15 protein-coding genes are annotated in these 22,795 nt (G+C 47.2%); 2 read left to right on the top strand and 13 right to left on the bottom strand.

Annotation, left to right across the window (positions count from 1 at the left end; all coding sequences use genetic code 11):
* Positions 1 to 97: 97 nt before the first annotated feature.
* From ACTXGE_RS11260 to leuS, 5 genes are all read right to left on the bottom strand, one after another.
* Positions 98 to 2,107 (bottom strand): MacB family efflux pump subunit, encoded by a 2,010-nt coding sequence (locus ACTXGE_RS11260; RefSeq protein WP_443543454.1) that lies wholly within the window; start codon positions 2,105 to 2,107, stop codon positions 98 to 100.
* 63 nt (positions 2,108 to 2,170) lie between these two features.
* A complete protein-coding gene (locus tag ACTXGE_RS11255) occupies positions 2,171 to 3,565 on the bottom strand; it encodes an efflux RND transporter periplasmic adaptor subunit (protein ID WP_443543456.1) in 1,395 nt (464 codons plus the stop codon).
* A gap of 257 nt (positions 3,566 to 3,822) precedes the next feature.
* Positions 3,823 to 4,851 (bottom strand): DNA polymerase III subunit delta, encoded by a 1,029-nt coding sequence (gene holA / locus ACTXGE_RS11250; RefSeq protein WP_443543458.1) that lies wholly within the window; start codon positions 4,849 to 4,851, stop codon positions 3,823 to 3,825.
* A 21-nt stretch (positions 4,852 to 4,872) separates the two neighbouring features.
* On the bottom strand, positions 4,873 to 5,547 hold the full coding sequence (locus tag ACTXGE_RS11245; protein ID WP_435950412.1) for an LPS-assembly lipoprotein LptE: 675 nt from the start codon (positions 5,545 to 5,547) through the stop codon (positions 4,873 to 4,875).
* A 65-nt stretch (positions 5,548 to 5,612) separates the two neighbouring features.
* Positions 5,613 to 8,321: a leucine--tRNA ligase gene (gene leuS, locus ACTXGE_RS11240; protein WP_443543461.1), complete on the bottom strand. Its 2,709-nt coding sequence runs from the start codon at positions 8,319 to 8,321 to the stop codon at positions 5,613 to 5,615.
* A gap of 168 nt (positions 8,322 to 8,489) precedes the next feature.
* Between leuS and ACTXGE_RS11235 the strand changes: the two genes are divergently transcribed.
* Both ACTXGE_RS11235 and ACTXGE_RS11230 read left to right on the top strand, forming a co-directional pair.
* Positions 8,490 to 8,861, top strand: coding sequence for a Spx/MgsR family RNA polymerase-binding regulatory protein (locus ACTXGE_RS11235; protein ID WP_435950414.1), 372 nt, complete (start codon positions 8,490 to 8,492; stop codon positions 8,859 to 8,861).
* A 123-nt stretch (positions 8,862 to 8,984) separates the two neighbouring features.
* Positions 8,985 to 9,344 carry a hypothetical protein gene (locus ACTXGE_RS11230; RefSeq protein ID WP_435950415.1) on the top strand — a complete coding sequence of 120 codons (360 nt, stop codon included), beginning with the start codon at positions 8,985 to 8,987 and terminating at the stop codon, positions 9,342 to 9,344.
* Positions 9,345 to 9,413: 69 nt separating this feature from the next.
* Here the strand turns inward: ACTXGE_RS11230 and argB are convergent, their stop codons facing one another.
* The 8 genes from argB to ACTXGE_RS11190 form a co-directional block, all read right to left on the bottom strand.
* Complete coding sequence (gene argB, locus ACTXGE_RS11225; RefSeq protein ID WP_317200298.1) at positions 9,414 to 10,325, bottom strand: acetylglutamate kinase; 912 nt, start codon at positions 10,323 to 10,325, stop codon at positions 9,414 to 9,416.
* A gap of 50 nt (positions 10,326 to 10,375) precedes the next feature.
* Positions 10,376 to 12,229, bottom strand: coding sequence for a phosphohexomutase domain-containing protein (locus ACTXGE_RS11220; RefSeq protein WP_443543464.1), 1,854 nt, complete (start codon positions 12,227 to 12,229; stop codon positions 10,376 to 10,378).
* 53 nt (positions 12,230 to 12,282) lie between these two features.
* On the bottom strand, positions 12,283 to 12,747 hold the full coding sequence (dut, locus tag ACTXGE_RS11215; protein WP_443543466.1) for a dUTP diphosphatase: 465 nt from the start codon (positions 12,745 to 12,747) through the stop codon (positions 12,283 to 12,285).
* A gap of 40 nt (positions 12,748 to 12,787) precedes the next feature.
* Positions 12,788 to 14,191 carry a magnesium transporter gene (mgtE, locus tag ACTXGE_RS11210; protein ID WP_317200295.1) on the bottom strand — a complete coding sequence of 468 codons (1,404 nt, stop codon included), beginning with the start codon at positions 14,189 to 14,191 and terminating at the stop codon, positions 12,788 to 12,790.
* A 49-nt stretch (positions 14,192 to 14,240) separates the two neighbouring features.
* Positions 14,241 to 16,274: a UvrD-helicase domain-containing protein gene (locus tag ACTXGE_RS11205; protein WP_443543468.1), complete on the bottom strand. Its 2,034-nt coding sequence runs from the start codon at positions 16,272 to 16,274 to the stop codon at positions 14,241 to 14,243.
* 316 nt (positions 16,275 to 16,590) lie between these two features.
* Positions 16,591 to 17,598, bottom strand: coding sequence for a porphobilinogen synthase (hemB, locus tag ACTXGE_RS11200; RefSeq protein ID WP_443543470.1), 1,008 nt, complete (start codon positions 17,596 to 17,598; stop codon positions 16,591 to 16,593).
* Between the two features lie 95 nt (positions 17,599 to 17,693).
* Entirely contained in the window at positions 17,694 to 19,538 is a 1,845-nt protein-coding gene (locus ACTXGE_RS11195; RefSeq protein WP_443543472.1) for an efflux transporter outer membrane subunit, read from the bottom strand.
* Complete coding sequence (locus ACTXGE_RS11190) at positions 19,535 to 22,789, bottom strand: efflux RND transporter permease subunit (protein ID WP_435950420.1); 3,255 nt, start codon at positions 22,787 to 22,789, stop codon at positions 19,535 to 19,537. Before ACTXGE_RS11190 ends, ACTXGE_RS11195 begins: the two co-directional genes overlap by 4 nt.
* Between the last annotated feature and the right edge of the window lie 6 nt (positions 22,790 to 22,795).

Genomic DNA, 22,795 nt, shown 5'->3' with positions numbered 1-22,795 from the left:
AAAGGTGAATCCTAGGTAAGTATTTGCCTTTTTTGAGTTGGCACACTGTATGTTCTAAAACAGTTTTGCTTAAATCAGAGTTATCGCGATTAACGCGCTAGTCTCTAGATAAGGCCTCAACAGGATCAAGCTTGGCCGCGTTACGGGCAGGCAAGAAGCCAAAGATAATACCTATTAGCGTTGAACAAACAAAAGCGGCAATGATTGAGGTTGGAGAGTAAATAACTTTAAAGCTATCACCGCCAACGCGGTTGATCAACTCGCCAATTGCAAAAGCAAGGCCAATGCCTAGTAGACCGCCTAAGATGCAGACCAGTATGGCTTCGATTAAAAACTGCTGCATGATATCGTTTTGACGAGCGCCAACCGCCATACGTACGCCAATCTCATTGGTGCGTTCGGTGACAGAGACTAGCATAATATTCATCACCCCAATGCCGCCTACGACCAAAGAGATAATAGCGATGGATGATATGAGTAAAGTCAGCGCCGTTGTCGTAGATTCAATGGTTTCGCGGATAGAGTCTGAGTTACGAATACGAAAGTCATCGGTACCGTGACGACCTTCCATAAGTGTAGAAATGGCGGATTCTGCTGCAGAAGAGGAGATGCTATTATCAATCAGAGCAACAAAACGCTCGATATTAGGACTACCTACTATGCGTGACATCATTGTCGTGTAAGGCATATAAAGCGTAGGCGATTCAACTTGTCCACCAAAGCCGCTGTTGTTAGGCTCAAGAACGCCAATAACTCGCCCAGGCACGCTACCGATGAGCACAACTTCACCGATAGGATTGTCAACATCAGCAAAAAAGGTCTGCTTAGCATTGTCATCGATGATGATATCTTGCGTGCGTTTTAAAATGCTCTGCTCATCAAAACCTTGACCTTGCGCTAAAGTCTCTCCGCTGACGTTGAGATAGTCTTGACCTACGCCGCTTATGCTCGCCGCTTCTTGTACGTTCCGATAGCGTACACTCATATTGCTATCGAGCTGCGGGCTGACGCTGACGACATAAGGTTGATTAGCGACTGCCTGCGCATCCTCAGGCGTGAGATTATCATCGTTATATTGGCGTCTGGGATCTCCCCAAGGATAGCCGTCTATTACGGTAATAGTATTGGTGCCTAAGGAGCTAATATTAGCTAGTATCTGTTCTTGTGAGCCTTTGCCTAGGCCGACGACAGAGACTACTGAGGCGATACCTATGATAATACCAAGCATCGTTAAAAGCGTACGCATCTTATGGGCGCGCATGGCAAGTAGCGACATTTTAAATGCCTCTAACAAGCGATCTATAAAGCTGGCAAGTTTACCTTTACGATGCGTATCGAGTATAGATTCTGGCTGTACTCTGTTGTCGACGGCTGATTGTTGATAGTGCTCGGTACGGTAGTCCTCGATGACGTAGCCGTCTTTGAGCTCAATGACACGCTCAGCCTGCTGCGCAAGACCTGGATCATGAGTGACCATGATGATAGTATGACCTTGCGATTTTAGCTCATGCAAGATAGCCATAACGTCCTCGCCTGACTTACTATCGAGCGCTCCGGTTGGCTCATCAGCCAAGATAATATCACCACCGTTCATCAGAGCGCGTGCAATAGAGACCCGCTGCTGTTGACCACCTGAGAGCTGATTGGGACGATTACCTACCTTGTCCGCTAATCCCAAATCTGAGAGTAGCTTTTCAGCGCGATTGCTACGAGCTTGCCCATCCATACCCGCATAAACAGCGGGCACAGCGACGTTATCTTGTGCACTAATATCACCTAACAGATGATAACGTTGAAAAATAAAACCAAAATGCTCACGGCGCAGCTTGGCAAGCTCATCGGCGTCCAAGCGACTAACGGGCTGACCATATATCAGGTATTCACCAGCGGTTGCTTGATCTAGGCAGCCTAAGATATTCATCAAAGTGGACTTACCAGAGCCTGATTGCCCGATGATAGCGACCATCTCGCCTTGATTGATAGTCAGGTTTATATCATGGAGCACGCGTATTGTCTGCTCACCGGCACGAAACTCTTTGATCAGACCCTTAACTTGCATCAAGGGCACATCTGCTGTGTTATTAGCGCTGGGTGTGATGGGATCCATGGGTACGACGACCTATATTTATCAGATATAAAAATGCGATGTAGGAGTAGATAGCATCAAGCCCTAAAAGGGACGTCCGCCTCTACCGCCTTGGCTACCCTCTGCTTTTTCTTCACCCAAAACAACTTCGTCGCCTGCGCTGAGTCCACTCAAAATCTGCGCATTAACGCGATTGTTAATGCCAACGGTAACGCGTTGTTCAACGACTTCGCCATTGTCCTTGAGTACGCGAACCATGCCAGCGCTGGTTGAGGCGTTATCAGTAGTATTAGCATCCGCACGCGCTCTATTTTTGTCATCATCGCTACGCATATCAGTGTTGTCAGAGGAATCAGCAGGTCTTTTGCTGGCGCTGGCAGGTTGTAGAGCCGCCGAAGGAATAAGCAATGCATTCTTGGCTTCGTTGACAATGATATAGACCTGTGCGGTCATATCAATGCGAAAGCGGCGCTGGGTGTTTGGTACCTCTATGTAGCCGACATAATAAATAGCAGCATCAGTGGAGCTGGTGTCACTGATATTCTCTGGCGCAGGTTCAATAGCCTTTAGAGTAGCGTCGTACTTTTGGTCAGGATTACCAATAATATTAAAATAAACTGGCATACCCGCTTGGACGTTGATGACATCAGCCTCAGAGATTTGCGCGTTGATACGCACGGTTGATAGGTCAGCTAGGGTGACGATAGTCGGCGCGGTTTGATTGGCATTAACCGTAGTACCTTGCTCAGTGGTGACCGAGACCACTGTACCTGATATAGGCGCGCGAATCGTTGTGTAGCTCAGATCCTCCTCAGCTGTACTGACGTTAGTTTGCGATTTGCGTAGCGCGGCGCGCTGACTGTTTATGTTAGCTTGGGTGGTTGCAATAGCGGCATTGGCCGTGTCGATAGCGGCGCGTGCATTGGCGACGGCAGCTTGTGCGGTCTCAACACGAGTGGCTTGGGTATCATACTCTTGCTGGGATATTGCATCGATTGCGACTAAATCTTGCAAGCGAGCAAAGTCAGACTGGGCCTGTTTAAGCTCAGACTGACGGCTGGCAAGATCAGCGTAGGCGCTTTTTAGGCCTGCTTCACGGCTTAAGGCCTCCGCTTGCGCACTTTGCAATGCCGCTTCACTCTGCTCAAGGCTTGCCTGCTCATTGCTCAGATTATTATTTTGTGTCACTTGGTCGATTTGAGCGATGAGATCGCCTTGTTGTACTTCATCACCCACCTCAACATAAAGCCGGGTGACTTCACCTGAAACCTGTGCTCCGACATCAACGGTATTTAGAGCTTTGACCTTACCTGACGCCATGACGTTGTTTTCAATATCGCCAACATAAGCACTTGCAGTCAAATAATTAGGCGCCTCCTCAGTGGGCTTCAAAAAATTATAAGCTATAGCCGCTAGAGCGACGACAACTAGAGCAATAACGCCCCATTTGATAGCGGTTTTCTGGTTCAGTTTGGCCATGATTTAATCCGATTGCAGTGATATCAGGTGTAGCTTGTGAGTATAGCTATAGTAAAGGCTCTATTGGCAAAATGAAACGGTAATTAGTTTGCGAAAGGTTAAGGGGGTATAAACCTAGAAGGTGAGAGGAGTCGTTTAGAGACTAAATTGAGGTAATGACTGAGCTACATATAAGTAAAAACAGAGGAGGTATTACGGATAAGAGATTACTTACTGATTAAAGGCAATCTGTTTGTTGAAGGGTATTTGTATTTAACCTATGAAAACAACCTTTGCCCTGACAGCGCAAGCGCTGCTTGTAATAAGAGCTCCCAAGCAGGCTGACGAACCAGACCTTTGATTGCCTGATCTGAGCGATAAAGGAGCGCAGGCCAAGCTGCGGTCGTCTCTCTTGAGTGACGGCGGCAAGCTTGCTGGTAGAGGCTTTGTTTGCTGCGCCAGATACCTAAGCTCTGAGGGTCTTGACCGTCCATCAATTGCATTATATGTCGCATATCTTTACTGATTGCCCAAAGTACCAAGGTCGTCGGCTCATCAGTCGCTCTAAGCTGAGCTATAATTTTGACCACTTGAGAGGTGTGACCTGCCAGCATCGCATCTGACAAATCAAACACACTAAACTGCGCGTCGCTCACCAGCGCCGCCTGCAAATCACCGATATCTAGCGCAATACCGTCACCTTGTTCTGCTAGCTGCGGCGCAAACAGGTAAGACAGTCGCCATAAGGTCTGGTAGGCGCTTAGCAGGTGATGTTCGGTATGTGACATAAGAAGCTGCCAGGCGTCTTTTGATAGTTTTAGACCAAACTGTTTTGCTTGGATTTGTAATAACTGCTGGCGGGCACGCTCGTCATAAAAGTTGCAATCGATGATATGACCATACTTAGCAAAAGGGGCGAACCATTTGCTACTTTGCGCGCGCTTGTCTTGTTTTGGCGTCAGCCAGAGCAGGCTGTTACTATGCACGCCTGTTTGTGCGTCTGTCGCAAAACGCTCAAGCTCGCTAATGATGGCTTTATCAGGCTTGTGATTGCCAGTCACGATAATCGCGCTGGCATCATCAAACAACGACTGGCTACCTAATTCTGAGAGCACTTCTTGCCAAGTTTTAACAGATATCAGCTCGATACGTTTGATAGCATAATTCTGTGCGCGCCACTGCACCCGTAGCGCATCAATAAGCCATTGGTGAAGCAGCGGCTCATCTCCATGCGCAAGCCATAGCCCTGCAACCTGAATATCAGGCTGCAATAATTTAGGATAGGCTTGTATAAAGGACTCTTGCATAAGGGGATCAGATTATCAATCTTAAGGGTTTGGCGTTGTTATCTCTGGCGTAACAACGATAGGGACTCTAGAGTTTTCTATCACCTGCGAGGCCGTTTGATTGGCAGTAGGTGCGACTTTAGGTAGACCGATGGCGACGTACTGATCAGTGATACGCTGCGCTAGGCTGTCGTATAACCAGTCACGAATTTGGCTGCCTTGCTGATCATCGGTGCTGACCGAAGCCTCATTATATTGGTAGCTGCGCTCTACTTGAATTGGGTTAGACAAGGTTATTGGCTGTCCATTTTGCGTTGTCTGATAAGTGACATCCGCAGATAGCACTAAACGAATTTCAGTCAACACGCCAACCAACTCATAACGGCGAAAACGCACATTGTTAACAGCAATGGTGGCGATTTCACCAGAGGCATTATTGATATCGCCGGTGTTTTCTATGATCGTCATCCCATCGACAACATTAACGCCCAAGGCTTCTAAACGCCGCGTAAGTGGCAATTTTAGAGGAAATGAGATGCGGTTGTCTTCAACAATAATAGCCGTTTTGGGCGCCTCAAAACGCAGCGGCGCCTCAAGACCGCGTAGCTGAAAACCGCAGCCGGTTAAGACCCCTGCTGCTCCGAGCATAGCAAACATCGGTAAGCTGGCAAGAAGGGCAGACGCAAGCTTGTTTTTGCCTTGTTTTCGCATGGACATATATCCTTGTGTGCTGTTATAAGCCTTTACTATTTAACCAACCAAGTTGCTAAGCCAGTCAGTAGTTAGCCGACTACTACAATGTTAACCAGCTTATTGGGTACGACGATCTCTTTTTTGATATCACCAGTGATGAATTTAGCGACGCTTTCAAGCTCGCGGGCTTGTGCTTTTAGAGTCTCAGGATCACTGTTGGGTGGCACGTCCATTCTACCGCGTACTTTACCATTGACTTGCACGACCATAGTGACCGTATCTTGCACCAGAGCGCTAGCATCGACAGCAGGATAGTTCAGGGTCTGAGTATCAAGACCTAGTTGCTCAAGCAAGTGCTCGCCAACGTGCGGCGCGTAGACCGATAGCATAATCAGCAAATCAACAAGCGCTTCATGCTGTACTTGTAAGTCCTGCTCACTGCTGGCTTTAAAACTGGCAAGCTCGTTGGAGAGCTCCATAAGGCTAGATACGGGCGTATTTAGTGCTAAGCGCTCGCCTAAATCATTATCAATTTTGCCAATGGTCTCGTGCGTCTTACGGCGTAGACTTTTGGCCTCTTTACTCAAACCCTCTACGTTTAATGCCGTAGTATTAAGCGTGTTTAGCTCTAAGCCTGCTTGTGTTAGCGCCTGCATATGGTCGCTGGCAATACGCCAGACTTTTTTGACGAAGTTATAAGGGCCTTTGAGCGCATCATCTGACCATTCAAGCGTTTGATCGGCAGGCGCGGTAAATAGTGTGTACAAGCGTACCGTATCCGCGCCGTATTGATCGATAGTAGTTTGCGGATCGACGCCGTTGTTTTTGGACTTGGACATTTTTTCTATTTTGCCGATAGTCACAGGCTTGCCGTCCGCCTTTAACGTGGCTTTGATCGGTTGACCGCGCTCGTTGTAGTCGATATTGACATCGTCTGCAAAGTAATAAGTGGTACTGCCGTCGCTATTGACACGGTTAAAGGTACCTGCGAGCACCATGCCTTGAGTCATCAGATTGGCAAAGGGCTCGTCGCCTGATACCAAGTTTTCATCGCGCATCAACTTATGAAAAAAACGCGCGTAGAGCAGATGCATGACCGCATGTTCGACGCCGCCGACATACTGATCGACAGGCAGCCATTTATTCGCCGCCGACTTGTTGACCATGTTTTGATTATCATTCGGGCTAGCAAAGCGCGCATAGTACCAGCTCGATTCGACAAAGGTATCAAAGGTATCGGTCTCGCGCTCAGCAGCATTGCCGCATTTAGGGCAAGTAGTATTGACAAACTCAGGAATATTTTTGAGTGGGTTGCCGCGACCATCAGGGACGACATTGGTCGGTAGTACTACTGGCAAATCTTGTTCTTCAACAGGCACCGTACCACAATGCTCACAATTGACCATCGGAATAGGGCATCCCCAATAGCGCTGACGCGAGACGCCCCAATCACGCAAACGATACTGTATTTTTTTATTAGCAAGCTCTTGTGGTTCAAGTTTGGCGAGCATAGCATCAAAGGCTTGCTCAAAATCCATACCATCGAACTCGCCTGAATTGACTAAAGTATTGCGCTCGGTATAAGACAGATTGACATCGATGCCATCAGCTTTTGCCGCAGCCTTTAAAGCATCAAAATAGCCCTCGGGGGTATTGATAACTTGTTTGATCGGCAAATCGTATTTGACTGCAAATTCATAATCACGCTCGTCGTGAGCTGGCACCGCCATGACCGCGCCTGAGCCGTAACTCATGAGCACGTAATTGGCGACCCAAACAGGCACTTCCTCGCCCGTTAACGGATGGGTTACCGTAAGTCCTGTATCCATACCGATTTTTTCGGCTTTGGCTAGATCAGCTTCGGCGACAGAGCCTTTTTTGCATAGCGCATTAAACTGGGCAATGACTTCATCATTTTCAGCAGCGTACTGTGCTAAGGGATGCTCGGCAGCAACCGCAACATAAGTGACGCCCATGAGGGTATCGGGACGAGTGGTAAAGACGTCTAAGGTGTTGTCTTGACCCTCGATCTGATAAGGAAAGTGCACCTCCATACCGGCACTACGACCAATCCAGTTGCGCTGCATAGTCAGCACTTCTGCTGGCCAATGACCCTCTAGCTGATCCAAATCATCGAGTAACTCATCGGCATAATCGGTAATGTTGAAGTAGTACATCGGAATGTCGCGCTTTTCAACGGGCGCGCCGCTTCGCCAACCTTTGCCGTCTATGACTTGCTCGTTGGCCAGCACGGTATTGTCAACGGGATCCCAGTTGACGGTAGCAAGCTTTTTATACACAAGCCCCTTTTTGTACAGTTGCAAAAACAACCACTGCTCCCACTGGTAATACTCTGGGCTACAAGTGGCAAACTCACGTGACCAATCAACCGATAAACCAAGTAGTTTGAGCTGCGCGCGCATGCTTTCGATATTGGCAAACGTCCACTCGGCCGGTGGGGTCTTGTTGGCAATTGCAGCGTTTTCAGCAGGTAAGCCAAACCCATCCCAGCCCATAGGCTGCATAACCTCAAAACCCTTTAGACGGTAATAGCGGCTGAGTACGTCAGAGATTGTGTAGTTACGCACGTGTCCCATATGTAGCTTGCCACTAGGATAAGGGAACATAGAGAGCATGTAGCGGCTGGGCTTATCGCTTGGCTCATTGCTCACTTCATAACGCTTGTCCGTGGCCCACTTAGCTTGCTGCGCCGCTTCTATAAGCTGCGGCTGATAGTGATTGTTATCGTTTTGGTTGTCAGTAGAAATGGTTTGGTCTGTGGTTACGGCGTTGTTCATAATTGGCTCAAAGTTGAATATTTTAATAAAAATTTAGATACGCTAGAATAGCGCAAATCGGCTAAAAATGCGATGGGGCAGCGTAATAATAGACTTATCATAAATAAGTGCTTACCCTTATAAAAATCGATAATAAAATTACTGATCATAAAAACCTTAGGAATAACTATGACCCTCACCATTTACGGTATCAAATCCTGTAGCACTATGAAAAAGGCGTTTGCTAAACTCGATGAGCTTAGCGTTGATTACAGTTTTCATGACTATAAAAAGCAAGGTGTGAACAAAATAGACGTACAACGCTGGGTCGATGCTTTAAGGATAGACAAAGTACTCAATAAACGCGGCACGACATGGCGCAAATTGACCGATGAGCAAAAAGAGGCTGCAGATGCCAGCATCGATGACGCGATTGATTTGCTAGTGGCAAATACTAGTATGATTAAAAGACCAATAGTAGAGGGTCAGTTTGAGGGTCGATCAGTACTGCTTTGCGGCTTTGATGAAGAGGTGTTTGATAGGCAGTTTAGTAAACCCTAGTTTTAGATTATAAAATATAGCACTCATATAGGCTGTTTTATGATAGATTTGCAGATATAAGTTGGCTGTTTGCATATCATAGCTGAAACCATAGTTAGAATCATAACTGACAAGGATGACATAATGAAAAATCTACTTTTACTCCCTATGCTGGCAGTGCTCCCTTTGATGACCATGAACGCACAAGCGGCAGATTCCTCGACTAAGATTACCTTTGCCGATAACAGCTATTGCGGCAGCTTCACTGGTAATATCAAAGACGGTAAAGAATTTCGTTTGTGGCTGATGGCCAATCAAAATTTAGTCATCCGTAATGTCGGTGACGATCAGATCAGCGTGGCTTATGTCACAGGACCTAATGGACGACTAAGTGGCGATCGTTATGACAATGAAAATTCGTATTTTACTGAGCGCAAAGGTAATCATCGCATGAAGGTATATGGCAATAGCAGCCATAGCTCAGTTGAGTTTTGTGCGTATTGATTTAAAATTAACCTTCCAAAAAAGCCCAAGTGTTATAAGCTTGGGCTATCATCTTTATAGTAGAAGGGTTTAGCTCATTGCTGCATCAATTTCACGACTGATTAAGGTACCGACGCCTTCATTGGTAAAGATTTCGAGTAAGGTGGCATGAGGCACGCGACCATCGACGATAACGGCACTTTTGACACCGCTACGTACCGCATCAAGCGCACACTGAATTTTGGGAATCATACCGCCTGAGATGGTGCCATCATCGATAAGGGCGTCGACCTTTTTGGGCGTAAGCCCCGTGACCACCTCGCCATCGCGGCCAAGTACGCCTTTGATATTGGTAAGTAACATAAGCTTTTCCGCTTGCAAAAATTCAGCAACTTTACCGGCGACTAGGTCAGCGTTAATATTATAAGTGTTGCCTTCAGAATCGACCCCAAGTGGTGCAATAACGGGGATAAAGTTGGAGGAGATGAGCATATTGATGACGTCTTTATTGACGCTGACCACATCACCGACAAAGCCCAAATCAACAGGAACTTGCGAGCCATCTGCGCCAACTTTACTCATGACCAGCTTTTTGGCTTGGATGAGGTTGGCATCCTTGCCCGTCAAGCCAATAGCGCTGCCGCCATGCTTATTAATGAGACTGACAATAGATTTATTGACATGACCGCCCAACACCATCTCTACGATATCCATGGTGCTCTTGTCCGTAACGCGCATACCATCGATGCGATCAGATTGACGACCTAGCTCTTTTAACAAATTATCGACTTGTGGGCCGCCGCCATGGACGACGACAGGATGCATGCCGACGGTTTTGAGTAAAACAATATCGCGCGCAAATGAGCTTTCAAGCTTGGGGTCGGTCATCGCATTGCCGCCATATTTGACTACGATGAGCTTGCCGACGAAGCGCTGAATGTAGGGCAGTGCGGTAGTCAAAACCTCAGCGGTGTTTTTGGCATCGTTCAAATTTAGAGACATCATATACTCCTAATCGGCATCTTAAATACAGATGCTTTTATTAAAATGGGTTACTCAGGATAAATGCTAGCAATTTGCTTGGCTAAATCTTTATCAATCCACTCGCAGAGTGTCACAAAATGCGCTTGAATGGTCTTTAGATCAGCGCTGCTATCTGCTGCAAACCGCACCGTTAGACTATGACTGGTATTGGATTGACGCAGTACACCAAAACCGCGTGCAAAATCTAAACGCACTCCATCGATACAGGTAATCTTAGTACCCTTGGGCAGTAACTCTTGCGCTTGATAAGTCGTTATGCGCGGCAGACAGCAGGTATTATTGCATCTAGCGGCTGTGCACAAAGGGTTTTGATGAGCTTTATCATCATTGCTATTGTTGTTATCTAAAAGGCTAGTGTCGTCAATAACCGTATTCACTAAGCATTGCAAATAATGACAGTGCGTCGCTAAGCGCTTTATGATAGAGCACTCTGGTACCTTATCTATCATAGGTAGATAATGATCCGAGGTAATGACGATACTTGGAAGCTGGTTGGTAATATCTGTTAAGCGATAAAGAGTAGTGCGGTTTACAGGCGCGCCCCAAGCGTCAAATGCAGGCGATAAAGTATGATTGTGCTCTGAGGTATATGCAAGCCAATGCAGTAAGCGCAGGCCTGCGTACATCGCATCATCATAAGCGGTAAAATAGCCATCATTAAAGATAAAATGTCCTGATAACTCCCCTGCAAATATAATAGGACTATTATCAGAACGTAGCCGTTCACGCATAAAGCCGCTACCGGTTCTACTGATAACGGGCGCAGCGCCCAAATCCTCTAATAAAGTAGGCAGGTGATGTGAGCATTTGACATCGAATAATACTTGCGGTGTTGGTGCATAGCTTTTATGAGTTAAATGGTGCTCAGTTAAGTCAGGGTTGATATTCGCCTTTGAGCGCTCAGTAATGGCCACCCTTGCCAACAGGTAAAGCAGGTGATCTGAGAGCACCACCTTACCGCGATCATCGACAATCATTAGCCGATCACCATCGCCATCAAAAGCAAGGCCGATATCAGCTTGATTGACGATGACCATCTGTTGCAGCTGTGCTAAGCGATTGGGCTCGGTAGGGTCAGGATTACCCATCGGAAACGTACCATCAGGGGTATCATTGATAATAATGACGCGCGCACAAAACGTAGTAAAAAGTGGTGCGGCGATGCGACTGGTTGCGCCGTGCATACAGTCGATGACAATAGTCATATCAAGCTTTGGCTTAGCAGATTTTTTAACTGCTTTTGATGGGTGTTTGTGATTGTAAATGTCAGAAAAAACACCTTGAATGGCTTCAATATAAGGCGTCGCTACTGCATCAGTAGGAAGGCTAATAACAGCAGGCGTTGTATTTAGACGAGTATCGTCATGGATAGCAGCAGAGTGTGACAGATCTTCAAAAAGTGCCTGGATATCTGCTTCGCTAGGAGAGGCGTTACCGCATAACCATTTGACGCCTAAAGTGTCTTTGGGAGAATGGCTGGCGGTGACCATGATGCCATGACCGTCATACTGCTCTGTCCAAAAGGCCATCATAGGTGTGGTAACAAGCCCTAAATAGATAACCTGAAGCCCTCGCTGCTGTATACGCTTGGTCAGAGCCTCAGCAATACACTCGCTACCGCAGCGTACATCAAAACCTATGATGACGGTGGTCTCTTTGACTCGAGACTGAGAGGATGATGGAGTAGTCGTGTGCGGTTCGTCAGTGAGATACTTACGAGATTTGCTATCAGAATCACGGCTATAAAGCCGAAAAAAAGCGTCGCCTAATGCTTGTATAAAAACGCTGGTAAAGTATTGCTTATCCCCGCGAATATCATAGGCACGAAACAAGGAGCGCTGCGTAGCAAAGGGGGGTGTCATTACTACGTCTCCTTATTTTAACTAACAACATAATAGGTATAAAAAATCGAAAGTTATTGACGACCTGAATGACCAAAACCGCCTGCGCCGCGCGCGCTGATATCAGTAAAATCTGTTACAACCTCAAACTCAGGACGCGCAATCGGTACGACGATATACTGCGCCATACGATCAGCAGGATTCAGAACGAAATCCTCATCGCTACGATTCCAGACACTAACCATCAACTCACCTTGATAGTCGGCATCGATTAATCCGACTAAGTTACCAAGTACAATACCATGTTTGTGACCCAGACCTGAGCGCGGCAATATCATGCCTGCATAATTGGGATCGGCGATATATACCGCCAGCCCTGTACCAATTAGATGCGTCGTGCCTGCTTTAATCGTCAAAGGCGCGTCTATACAAGCACGCAGATCAATACCTGCTGAGCCGTCGGTGGCGCGCGTCGGTAGCGCAAATGACTCATCATTGATAAGTCTAGGATTTAGAACTTTGACTTGTACCGCTTGCATAACGTACTCGCTGTTTATTTTGTTTATAGAATTAACTCGTTTATAGAATTAGCACGCTGGCCAAGCCCAAAAACGACATAAAGCCGACGATATCAGTCACTGTCGTTAAGATAACTGAAGCAGATAAAGCTGGGTCGATATTCATGCGTTTGAGCATCAAAGGAATGCTAATGCCAGAGACGTTGGCAGCGGTCATATTAATGGCAATAGCGCAGCCGATGACGCTACTGATCTTGATATCATGAAACCACAATTGGGCAATAAACGCCATAATTATCGCCCAGATAATACCGTTTATCGCGCCTACCCATAGCTCTTTGTTGAGTAGCCAAACACGGTTAGACCCGCCAATTTGACCCATCGCCATACCGCGAATGACCACAGTAAGCGTTTGAGAGCCTGCGATGCCGCCCATACTCGCTACAACGGGCATAAGAATAGCAAGGGCGACTACTTGCGCGAGCACCTCTTCAAACTGACCGATGACCGCTGCGGCTAAAAGCGCAGTACCCAAGTTAATACCTAACCATACGCTACGACTCTTGGCACTGGTCAAGATAGGTGCGAACAGCTCTTCGTCTTGGCTGACACCTGCCAGATTCTTCATAGTGCTATCGACATCATCTTGGATAATCTCCATGATGTCCTCGCCATTTAATTGTCCGACCAGCTCGCCAAAATCATTGATCACAGGCGCATAACGGATATCCTCTGAGCGAAAAATCGCAGCGGCGTCCTGAATATCTAAGCGATCGTTGATGGTAACCGCAGGATCGATGAAGTCTGCGACCAATAAGTTTTGATCGTGTTTAATCAAATCCACTAGGCTGAGTAGTCCAAGGAGCTGCTGGCTTTGATCCACAACGAGTAGCTCTTGGCTTTGATCATCGAGCAAATCCTCTTCTGCGCGCAGCCAGTCTTGTACTTGCGATAAACTAATATCATCATGCACCTGAATGATATCTGGATCCATGTAGCTACCTACTTCCCAGTCTTCATAGGTGTCGAGCTTATTGACCTGAACGCGTACGTCTTCATCCAAGGTCGCCATGACTGAGGTACGCACTGTGTCGGTGACGGTCTCTAAGATCTCAGAGATGTCTTGCGCGTCAAGGTCTTGGGTGAATAAAGAAATCTCTTTTGAGGAGATATTCTCCATCAAGGGCTGGCGCGTCTCGACCTCTAGCTCCGCGAGCACTTCGCCCTTTAGCTCCTCTGGTATTTGCTCCCAAATTAGCAATCGGGTTTGACTCGGGAATGACTCGAGCAGGTTGGCGATTTCGTACTCAGACTGCTTAGCTAAAAACTCAGTAATCGCGTTATAGGACTTATCAGCGACTAATTCTTGCAAGTATAACAGCTTGTATTCAGCGCTATACTCTAACGGATTATAGTCTACTGGTAGCGTGGTCTGACGATCAGGATTTGGCGTAGTAGCAGACATAATCAATCCAATAGGTTAAAGGGGAAAAATAAGGGGTTAGTATTTACGTTTAGCGATTGCCTAGCAGCGCTCGAATATTGGCCAGATACTCATCAGCGACAGCCTCTGGGTCTTTGGTGGCTTTTTTCTTTTTTGCTTTGGCAGGCCAGTCAATATGATCCTCGGGCAGCTCATCCAAAAACCGTGATTCTGAGGTCACGCGCATCTGTCCGCCTGCACGGCGCTGAGTCGCTAAAGTTAACGTCAGCTCACGGCGCGCGCGGGTAATACCGACATACATCAAGCGCCGTTCTTCTTCGACTGTCTCGCTCAAGATAGAGTTGCGATGCGGTAGCATCTCTTCTTCTAAGCCCATAATGTAGACAAAATCAAACTCCAGACCTTTTGCTGCGTGCAAGGTCATCAGATTGACCTTGTTAGTATTTTCTTCTTCTTGCTGCTGCTCGAGCATATCAAGCAAGACGAGCTTACGAATGATAGTATCAATAGTACGGTCTTCGTCTTCTTCAGCGCGATTAATCAGCGATTGAATACTGGTATAGAGCATATCGATATTATCGATACGGTTTTTTTCTTGCTGCGGGGTCTTAGCATCGCTACGCACAAAATCAATATAGCCCGTCTCATCAATCATTTGACGCACGATAGGGACTGGATCAGGGTGCTGATCGAGCTCGCGGGTATAGTGCTCGATAAAGTCGCCAAACTCTTTGAGCGTGCCATAAGCTTTGCTTGGTAACACATGAGACAGCCCGCCATGGGTACAGGAGGCGAGTAGTGAGATGCTATGCTCTTGTGAGAATAGACCAAGCTTCTCTAAAGTCGCAGGCCCCATACCGCGTTTGGGCGTATTGATAATACGCAAAAATGCACTATCATCCTCAGGATTTAGAATCAGGCGCAAATAGCCCATGATGTCTTTGATCTCACTGCGCGCAAAGAACGACTGACCACCCGATAGCTTATAAGGTATCTGTAATTGGCGCAATTGTGCCTCAAGCATACGCGCCTGAAAGTTACTGCGATAGAGCACCGCGTACTGTTCCCACTCATTACCAAAACGCAGTTTATGGGTGATGATCTCTTTTGCCACGCGCTCAGATTCATCATCATCGTTACGGCAATTAATGATACGAATTTTTTCGCCTTGACCTTTATCTGACCACAGTTTTTTTTCGAACAGATGCTCATTATTAAGAATAACGGCATTAGCTGAGGTCAAAATACGACTGGTCGAGCGATAATTTTGCTCAAGCATAACGATCTTGAGTTTAGGAAAGTCCTCTTTGAGCAGCGCCATATTTTCAGGTTTGGCGCCGCGCCACGCATAGATAGATTGGTCATCATCACCGACCACAGTAAAGCGCCCTTGCGGCCCAACTAAGTATTTAATCATTTCATACTGGGCGGTATTGGTATCTTGATACTCATCGACGAGTAAGTAGCGAATACGATTTTGCCATTTATCACGCAGCTCACGATTTTCGCGTAGTATCTTGGTTGGCAAGACAATCAAGTCATCAAAATCGACGGCATTATAAGCGCGCAAATTACGCTCATATAAGGCATAGAGAGTTGCAAAAATCATGTCCTCTGGATCATCTAAAGTTTCCATCGCTTTATCAGGCTCAACCAGATCATTCTTCCAATCCGATATCATTTTTATCGCTTTGCCAACCAGCTCACGACTCTCAGCGCCTGATAAGTTATCGCGCATCATCAGCTCCATCAATAGCCGCTTGCTATCATCACTGTCCATGATAGAGAAGTTGCCTTTGAGCGGGGTATGAATCAGCTCATAACGCAAAAACTGTAAGCCAAATTGGTGGAACGTCGAGACCGTCAATCCGCGCGTCTTTTCACTCGGTAGCAATTTACTGACCCGCGCTTTCATCTCGCGCGCGGCTTTATTAGTAAAGGTCACTGCGGTGATACGCTCAGCTGGCATATTGCATTCTTCGATAAGATAAGCAATCTTGCGCGTAATCACCGAAGTCTTACCTGAGCCTGCGCCTGCCAATACCAAAAGCGGCCCTGATACATAGAGCATAGCTTCTTTTTGTCTAGGATTGAGTTGACTCATATGGTGACCTTTGTGGCAAATAGTACAAAAACAAAAAGAATAGACGTGGCTTTGTATCAAACAAAATAGTTGACTATTGGTGATCACAAAGCTTATCTATGTTGATGATAAAGCGAGACTAATCGTACAAAGCATCGCCTAAAATCTGGTGGGTTATTATAAAGCAAAAGGATGGGTTTTTGGGGTTTGGTCTAAAGACCGTGAGGTGATATTATGCAAAAAAGGACAGTGTACTTGATGTACAAGTAATATAGCGTCAGTTTAAAGCGTAAACTGACGCTATATTTTTGCTTTAGAGGTTAAATGTTATAAAAAACTAAGCATGGTTTAGTTGGCGAGCCGCTTCTAATGCAAAATACGTCAAGATGCCATCGGCACCAGCGCGGCGAAAGCCAATGAGCGACTCTAATATCACCGCATCAGTCAGCCAGCCATTTTGAATCGCCGCCATATGCATCGCGTATTCCCCTGAAACTTGGTATGCGAACGTTGGTACGCCAAAGGTGTTTTTGACCTCGCGGATCAGATCCAAATAAGGCTGACCGGGTTTAATCATGACCATATCTGCGCCCTCAGCGATATCCATTGCCACCTCGTGCAAGGCCTCCGCGCGATTACCAAAGTCCATCTGATACTGTTTTTTATGTCCACCCTTTAGATTGCCTGCACTACCGACAGCGTCACGAAATGGGCCGTAGTAGGCAGAGGCGTATTTGGCAGAGTAGGCCATGATAGCGGTATTAGCAAAACCTTCGGACTCAAACGCATCGCGCATGGCTTTGATACGACCGTCCATCATATCGCTTGGAGAGATAATATCAGCGCCTGCACGCGCGTGAACGAGTGCTTGCTTGACGAGTACCTCAACGGTGGCATCGTTGACCACGTAACCGCTATCATCGAGTAAGCCATCTTGACCATGAGACGTATAAGGATCAAGGGCGACATCGGTCATAACGACCATCTCTGGCACCGCATCTTTGATAGCGGCGACCGCGCGAGCAGTAAGACCGTTGGCGTCATAAGCGGCCTTGCCATCAGGCGTTTTTAGCGAGTTGTCGATAACAGGGAAGATATCGATAGTGGTGACGCCCTCGGCTAACAATGCTCTAGCATATTCAATGGTCAAATCGATGGATAAACGCTCAACGCCTGGCATGCTAGCAATGGCTTGACGCTGGTTTTCCCCTTCCAAAACAAAAACAGGAGCGATAAAGTGTTTGGGGTGCAATTCAACTTCGCGGATCATCGAACGCACATTATCGTTATAACGCAAGCGGCGCAGACGAGTCTCAGGAAATTGACGATTAAAGGTATAAGACATGGATATTCCTTATTGTTTTTAATAAAAGCAAAAAGCCCCGCCAAAGCGGCAGAGCTCGTTTTATCTGTAACATCTATAAATTAACGCTAAATAAACTATGGCTCACTTATCTGCGTGACTGGCACGGTTTCAACGGCGCTTTCATCAATAAGTAAACCTACCGCCGCGTCAGCATCGTTGTCATCATCAATATCGACGATAGCCGTTGGCTTAAAGGTCATATCATCTGAGCCTTGTTCCTGCTTGATAGCGACAGCTTCGGCTACAGAGACTACGCGGGCAGAGCTTGCCGCTTCAATCGCCTCAGCCGCTTTTGCTTCTGCGTTATTGGTCACTAACGTTGCGATATTCGTCAGATTAGTATATTGCGGCACAGGGATAGCGGTAGTTGGTACATCAAGATTAGCACCGCCGCCAAGCGCTTGGTATAGCTCAATTTGGCTGATGATTTTTTGCAATTCTAAATCTAGGATACCCTGCTGAGTCGAAAACAAAGAGCGCTGAGCATCGAGAACATCTAGATAGTTTGCGATACCTGCCTTGAAGCGTGCATTAGCAATCTCATACGTTTGATCAAAGTTATCTTGCAGACGGTACTGCGCCGCTAACTGCTCACCAAGCGTTGCTCGGGTGGCAAGGACGTCTGAGACTTCGCGAAAAGCGGTTTGAATAGATCTCTCGTACTGAGCAAGACTCTGCTTACGCTCCACTTGTGCCACTTCATAATTAGCATCAAGCAGGCCACCATCAAAGATAGGCACACTAAGGTTGGGACCAAACGACCAACCAAAGGAGTCGCTATCAAACAAATCGCTTAACCCATCGCTACGCAGACCGACGCTACTGGCAAGGCTAATCGTTGGAAAATATGCGGCGCGCGCGACATCGATGTTAGCGCCAGCAGCCTTAAGGTTATATTCTGCTTGCAAGACATCGGGACGAAAGCGTAGCAGCTCACTTGGCAGACCAGCGCTAAAGACTTCGTGAGTTGTAATATTACTGACCGCAGGCGCTGGGATAAGCTCTCCGGGTATCGGTGCACCAAGCAAGAACTGTAGCGCGTTACGAGAGGTCAAAATGCTGCTTTGAGCGCGTAATACGGCGAGGCGGGCATTCTCAAGCGCCGCTGAGGATTGCAGTGAGGGCAGCTTGGGATCGATACCTGCTTTAAAGCGCTCATTGGCAATAAATAGCGAGCGCTCACGGCTCTCGACAGTGGCCTCTGCTAGCTTTAACTGCGCTAGGCTGTAGCTCAAATTAGCATAGCTTTGGGCGATATTACTGATCAGACTAATCTTGGTGGCATCTTTTGCTGCTGTCGTTGCCAAAAAGCTCTGCAACGCTTGATCTTTCAAGCTATCAATGCGACCCCAAAAGTCTAACTCATAGCTGGCAAGACCTAAGTTGACACCATAACTGTCTGTTGTTTGACGACCACCCACACTACCGCCGCCAGGGAGACTGGTTCGAGGCGTGGCTTGGCTTTGACGAGAGTAATCGACCTGACCGTTAATCGTAGGCAAATCGCGAATATCGGTGATTCGGTACTGCGCGCGCGCGCGCTCAATCGCAAGACGCGCACTCTCAAAGTCTTTGTTGTTCTCAAGTCCCAAAGCGATAAGTGCTTTTAGGCGCTCGTCACTATAAAAGTCCTGCCAGCGCTGACCAGCTAGGCTTGGCTGCTGCGGCGTACTAACCGTCTCTTTATCAAAATTACTATAAGACTCATTAATAGGAATATTTGGCTGCGCCAGCACAGGCGTAGTATCTACTTTTGGTATGGTGTTACAAGCAGTCATACTTAGCGTTAATACGCTCAAACTCAAAAGGCGGGTTGAGCGCCCTACAAATGCTTTTTTTACAGGGTTGCACGCGAGCATTCGCTTTTTTGTAGTGATTGCCTTGGGCACTGTATGGGCAGTAATAGAGGGATTACTCATTGTGTATTATCTCCAAAGCTTGCAGGCTGATAATTCTCAGAGGTGACTAAAGTCTGAGTGTCATCTGTTGAGTCGTCGTTAGGGCCATTATCGTGACCATCATCATCTGGATCACGCGGTTTGTTATTGCCATATTTATGCGGGAACAGACTACGTACCCAAACATAGAACATAGGAATAAAGAATATACCCAAAAAGGTTGCTGTCAGAACGCCGCCGACAACACTGGTACCGATCGCGTTTTGACTACCAGAACCTGGGCCACTGGCGATAAATAACGGCACGACACCTAGGCCAAAGGCAAGCGAGGTCATAATAATAGGACGCAGACGCTGGCGGGCTGCGGTCATAACCGCCTCTTTGAGACTATAACCTTCCTCTTGATGCTCTTTGGCAAACTCAATAATCAAAATGGCGTTCTTAGCAGAGAGACCGACGACGGTGAGCAGGCCGACCTGCAAATAGATATCATTGGCAAAGTCTCGCAGCCATGTAAAGATGACCGCACCTAATACCCCAAGCGGGATAACTAGCAGCACTGAGAAGGGAATAGACCAGCTCTCATACAGCGCGGCTAAACATAAAAAGACGACCAAAATAGATAGCGCATAAAGCATAGGAGCCTGCGCACCAGATTTTTGTTCCTCTAGTGACATACCTGTCCACTCGTAACCCACACCTTCGGGTAACTCGCTTATCATGTTTTCCATCGCGCTCATCGCCTCACCTGTACTAAGACCTGGGGCGGCGCTACCTTGAATGTTCATAGACGGTAGACTGTTATAGCGGGTTAAGCGCGGCGAGCCTGATTGCCACTCACTACTTGAGAAGGCATCGAATGAGATCATATCACCTGTCTCATTACGCACATACCACTTACCGATATCATCAGGGTTGGTACGGCTATTAGGCTCACCTTGGACAAACACACGCTTGATACGGCCACGATCAATAAAGTCATTGATGTAACTTGACCCCCAAGCGGTTGAGATTACGCTATTGATACTACCAAGCGATAAGCCATAGGCCGCCGCTTGCTCTTGATTGATATTGACTTTAAGCTGCGGCGCATCTTCTTGTCCATTAGGACGTACGCCTGCGACTTGATCGTTTTGCGCGGACATACCTAGGAGCATATTGCGCGCTTCAAGCAGCCCATCGTGCCCGATATTACCGGTATCTTGAATCATTAAATCAAAACCACTAGCGTTACCCAGCTCAGTGATGGCAGGCGGTACAATAGCGAATACTTGCGCTTCGTTCAATTGAGTAAAGAAGTAGCCCATCGCTCGACCCGCAACGGCCTGCGCAGTGTTCTCGTCGCCATCACGCGCCTCCCAATCAGAGAGTCGCACGAACGCCAGACCCATATTCTGTCCTTGTCCGGCAAAACTAAAACCTGCAATGGTAAACACTGACGCGATATTATCCGTCTCTTGGGTATCGTAATAAGTACGCACTTTCTCTAGCACATCTTGGGTTTCATCGAGCGTGGAACCTGCTGGGAGCTGGACTAAGGTAAACATAATACCTTGATCCTCCTCTGGCAAGAACGAGCCTGGAATACGCAAGAACACCACTGTCATAATACCGATGATGATCGCGTAGCCAACCAGATATAACCATTTAAAACGGATACTTTTACCCACAAAGCCTTCGTATTTGCGGCTGAGCTTAAAGAAGCTACGGTTAAACCAACCAAAGAAGCCTTTTTGCGCTTCAGTATTGCCTTTTTCATGACTCTTGCTACGTTTGAGCAAAGTCACACATAGAGCAGGGGTGAAGATAAGGGCGACTAGTGCTGAGAGCACCATAGCAGTAATCAAAGTGATCGAGAACTGACGATAAATGACGCCTGTTGAGCCGCCAAAGAACGCCATCGGTACAAATACCGCCGACAAGATAAGGGCAATACCGATTACAATTTTGCTAATCTCACCCATTGATTGAATGGTCGCGTCTTTGATTGAGATATGCGGATCTTCTTCTAATATACGCTCGACGTTCTCAACGACGACGATGGCATCATCGACCAGTAGACCGATGGAGAGTACCATCGCAAACATAGTCAAGACATTGATACTAAAGCCTGCGACGTACAAGACGGCAAAGGTGCCAAGCAAAACGACAGGAACAGCAAGTGTTGGAATAATAGTCGCGCGCCAGTTCTGCAAAAAGATAAACATGACGATAAACACCAGTACGATCGCTTCAAGCAGCGTCATGACAACTTGTTCAATAGACAAGCGCACAAATGGCGTGGTGTCATAAGGTACAACAGAAGCTAGACCTGCTGGGAAGTTAGATTCAAGCTGCGCCATACGATCGGCGACTGCTTCACGAGTTTCCAAGGCATTAGCGCCGCCTGCAAGCGAGATACCCAGACCTGCTGCCTCTTGACCGTTGTACTGTGAGACTACGCCGTAGTTTTCACTACCAATCTCGACATCTGCCACATCACCCAAGCGCACTTGCGCGCCTGAGACGTCTGTTTTGAGTAGGATATTGGCGAACTCTTCTGGCGTTTGTAGATAGCTTTGTACCGTAACCGTCGCGTTAATAACCTGCTGGTCGGTATCGGCGGGCGCTTGGCCTAATTGTCCTGCTGAGACTTGAGCGTTTTGCGCGCGAACCGCATTGACGACGTCGCTTGGCACCATGTTATAGCTACGTAAGCGCGCAGGGTCTAGCCAGATACGCATGGCATAAGTAGAACCAAATAGCTGTACTTCACCAACGCCTTCGACGCGGCTGAGCTGATCGACGACATTTGAGCTGACATAATCAGCAATATCAGCGCGGTCCATATTCCCATCTTCTGAGATAAAGGCCTGTACCATCATAAAGCTACTGGAGGACTTGTTGACATTGACCCCTTGGCGCTGAACGGATTCAGGCAATGAGCTCATAGCCGATTGTAGCTTGTTCTGTACTTGTACTTGTGCGGTATCAGGATCAGTACCGTTCTCAAAAGTGAGCGTAACGGTCGCTCCGCCATTAGAGGAGCTAGACGATGAGATATACATCAGACCGTCAAGGCCTTTCATGCGCTGCTCGATGACCTGAACGACAGAGTTCTCGACCGTTTGCGCATTTGCGCCAGGGTAGCTGGCACTCACTGAAATCGTCGGCGGCGCAATACGTGGATACTGTTCAATCGGCAGATTGATGACCGATATGACCCCGATAAGCATGACCAAAATGGCCATTACCCATGCAAAAATAGGGCGATTAATAAAAAAAACTGACATAGTATA

The sequence above is a fragment of the Psychrobacter sp. T6-4 genome (genome assembly GCF_052258425.1).
GTDB lineage: Bacteria > Pseudomonadota > Gammaproteobacteria > Pseudomonadales > Moraxellaceae > Psychrobacter.
This window is presented reverse-complemented; position numbering and strand designations above follow the sequence as displayed.